The organism is Aquabacterium sp. (assembly GCF_004297345.1).
GTDB lineage: Bacteria > Pseudomonadota > Gammaproteobacteria > Burkholderiales > Burkholderiaceae_C > Aquabacterium.
Genome location: NZ_SCTN01000602.1, coordinates 1 through 3,192, shown reverse-complemented (window position 1 = coordinate 3,192; position 3,192 = coordinate 1). Strand labels below are relative to the sequence as shown.

3 protein-coding genes are annotated in these 3,192 nt (G+C 53.9%); all 3 read right to left on the bottom strand.

What is annotated here, in order from left to right; genetic code table 11:
* Positions 1 to 374 precede the first annotated feature (374 nt).
* Positions 375 to 770, bottom strand: a complete 396-nt coding sequence (locus tag EPO09_RS21935; protein ID WP_290646708.1) for a hypothetical protein — start codon at positions 768 to 770, stop codon at positions 375 to 377.
* Positions 771 to 978: 208 nt separating this feature from the next.
* A complete protein-coding gene (locus tag EPO09_RS21930) occupies positions 979 to 1,506 on the bottom strand; it encodes a hypothetical protein (RefSeq protein ID WP_290646706.1) in 528 nt (175 codons plus the stop codon).
* Positions 1,507 to 2,517: 1,011 nt separating this feature from the next.
* Positions 2,518 to 3,057 (bottom strand): hypothetical protein, encoded by a 540-nt coding sequence (locus tag EPO09_RS21925; protein WP_290646704.1) that lies wholly within the window; start codon positions 3,055 to 3,057, stop codon positions 2,518 to 2,520.
* Positions 3,058 to 3,192: the final 135 nt, after the last annotated feature.

The window sequence follows — 3,192 nt, the reverse complement described above, 5'->3', positions numbered from 1 at the left end:
ATAGCCAAGGCGAGCCGCGTGGAGTTGAGGTGGTGTTAGACACTCAATTGCATGTGTAACGCCACCGTTCATGGCCGCACCATGAAACAGCAGAAGACTTGCAAGTGCTATGTCGCCTTCGCGGGGAGAGTCGCCGCCACCTTGGCATGCGCGATTCCAAATTTCGTCTGCAGGACTCAGCATGGGTTGCGTGGGGCCTAACGCCAAAGGTAAGCGGCGCCGGAGCACCGAAGGTGCGGAGGGTACCGACATGGGCCATGAGAATGCCGAAGGCATGGCCCATGTTGGCGTCCGCTTGACCGACCAGTTAGGCGCCAACTTTCTTTGTAGAGGAAGCATTGGTTGTATGGGAGCTCGCTTTGCATCGCTGGGCCCTAAGGGAGAGCGTATTGGTATTCTGACTTGATGCCCGATGCGGTGACATGCACATTGATTGCGTATCCCCCCTCGATATACGAGCCTTTGGTCGCCATCGTTTGCCCACCGCGGAGGATGACCTCTGTTGAGTGGCTTCCTTCTCCGCAAAGAACGAAATGCATTGGCATTTCTGTCGGTTCCGAATTAAGTTCGTGCTGTTCGGTTCGCCGGTAGATGAGTTTTTTCGTTTGTCCGCAGGTTGTGTAGGTGACCACGATCGATTCGATTTCGCGACCAGACTCGTTGCTCACGTTGACCGTTGCAATTGGCATGCTCCAATGAAAATGAATCGCTGTCCAGGCGCCCCATCCGAATACGAGCAGCAGCGTTGGAATAGCGATGACAGTCGACAAAAGTGCTCTTCGCATTTGGTGCCTAACGCCCTAGTTAACCGGCGCCGGAGCACGAAGTGCGGAGGGTACCGCTACAGGCCATGAGAATGCCGAAGGCATGGCCTGTAGTGGCGTCCGCGTTGAACGACCAGTTAGGCACTGAATTTCGGGCTTTGGTGTTGCACTTCATTGTTGAACCTGCGCTTCAGCGCAGAGGGACGTGTTGACGTTACTGGGCAATTTGAGCGGAAGTTTTATCGCCTGCTGCAGGAAACCGAGCAGTTGGGAGCTTGGCAGTGCAATTCAACGCAGGCGTCGCGCCGCACTTTGCTTTTGCTTCTTTTAGCAGCGCTAAGTTTTGCTGGTGACCGTTGTACCACTCGGACCACCAGAAGGCATTAGAGCTGTTCTCCTTCCACTCAGCCGACTGGAACGGAGGGTATTGGTCCCAGATTATTGCTAGCGCGTTGAGCGTCCTGGTACGCGCTGCCTCGAACTCTGCATCTACTCTGCCTGTGTGATTCAAACGAACAAGTGAGAGGTGCTCGTTTAGCGTGACATCGAGAAGAGTTCGCATTGCTTCATGCTCGCCTTTGGCAAGATAGTGCATATACCCAAGGTCTTCTAGGATGTTTGTTAGCGCATAGTCTTCCATGGCAAATGAGGCGGGAGTTCTGTATGCACGATAAAAGTAGCCAGCAGTGAAGCTGATTGCCAGTACAGCCGCAAGAGAGAGTGAGATAGCGATTCTGCGCATATGAGTTCCACCTGGATTGTGCGGCGCTTTTGCATCAGCGTGTTTAGAGTGATGTGGCAGGCGGAAAAGGGCCTAACGCCCTAGTTAACCGGCGCCGTAGCGCGAAGCGCGGAGGGTACCGACATGGGCCATGAGAATGCCGAAGGCATGGCCCATGTTGGCGTCCGCGTTGAACGACCAGTTAGGCTGTGGCGCGAAGGAGAGATCATTGAGAACACGTTGAACCTTGGTTGCTTGAGGCGCCTATTCAAATGACTCACTTTTGCGTAGCTTGCAACATTCAGCGATCGTTCGCTCAGCTGTAGTCTGTTCAATCCCCGCCATGCCTGAGCCCATGCGGAATACGACGCCAATACCAGCTCCAGCAGTGTAGGCAGGGGCTATGCCGACAGCCTGACTAATGCCAGTTAACTCGACGAAATACATACCACCAGGTTTTGTATTGATTTCAATGAACGAATCCCTTTGGCCAGAAAGGAGTGGCCAATTCGCTTTGAGCGTGTGAGGCCCTGGCTGGACTTTGACTATGGTATAGCTTCCCTGAGAAAGAGATGCCCCACTTACACCGTCGACCTTAATTGTCGCGTTCCATATTGTGGGTTCTGCATACTTTCGGAAGATGTAGACGGTAGATAGATCGCCAGATGAAGAGAGGCTCCTGCTGACAGACTGTGTTCCTGGGTTTGCTGTTGATGTACATCCGGCGATACAGGCTACTGCGGCGAAGGTAAGTATGGGCTGGAAGATCTTGTGCATGTTTGATGTGGCTAGTTGTGGGCCTAACGCCAGAGGTAAGCGGCGCCGGAGCCCGTCAGGGCGGAGGGTACCAATACTGGCCATGAGAATGGCGAAGCCATGGCCAGTATTGGCGTCGGCTTGACCGCCCAGTTAGGCGCTGAAGTTTTGACCTCGGCGTTGCACCTCATTGTTGAATGCTCGACTTGAAAGTAGGTGATTAAATTGCGCTGGAGTGTTGCTCGACATGGTCGGTCCGCAAACCGGCTTCAAAGCTCACCATTTCATCATGGGGGCGGGGTTCAATGGGTGCCGAATGAACCATGCTGAGGCCTTGTTGGCCAGCCCTTTATGGAAGCCAGCATTAGGGAACAATGTCTTGACCTCTCGAATCAGCGTTCGAGGCAGTCCAAACGTTACCATCCCAAGGGAGAAGTCAACCAGATCCGCCTGTCTGAACGCTTCAACTAAAGGCAGGGTGGTGTTGTGGGTTGCGCGGAGGCGATGATGTTCGGTGATCATGAGCCGAATCTCGTCCACCCAGCTGGGTATGCCACGATTCTCAAGATACACAACAGCCGGAGCTACAGATGGCTCAAGATAGTCCAGGGTTCGGGCGGTCCAAAGGCCAATATCGTGGAAGCAAGCTGCAATAGCGACCTTTTCCTGCTCTTCAGGCGTGCAATTTCGTAGTGCGAAGCAGAACGTAATCATTCTTTGACAGTGGTTGCGATAGCCGACATAGTCTGTGCCGATCACCTCCTGCCACTGTGACAATAGCTGGTCGAGCAATGCGTGAGCTGCTGTTGATTGCACGTTACGTTCTCCTTTGGCCTAACGCCCTAGTTAACCGGCGCCGTAGCGCGAAGCGCGGAGGGCACCAATACAGGCCATGAAAATGCCGAAGGCATGGCCTGTATTGGCGTCCGCGTTGAACGACCAGTTAGGCTG

Coding starts and splice junctions, on each gene's coding strand:
- EPO09_RS21930 (WP_290646706.1), bottom strand. CDS start 1,506: ATGCGCAGAATCGCTATCTCACTCTCTCTTGCGGCTGTACTGGCAATC.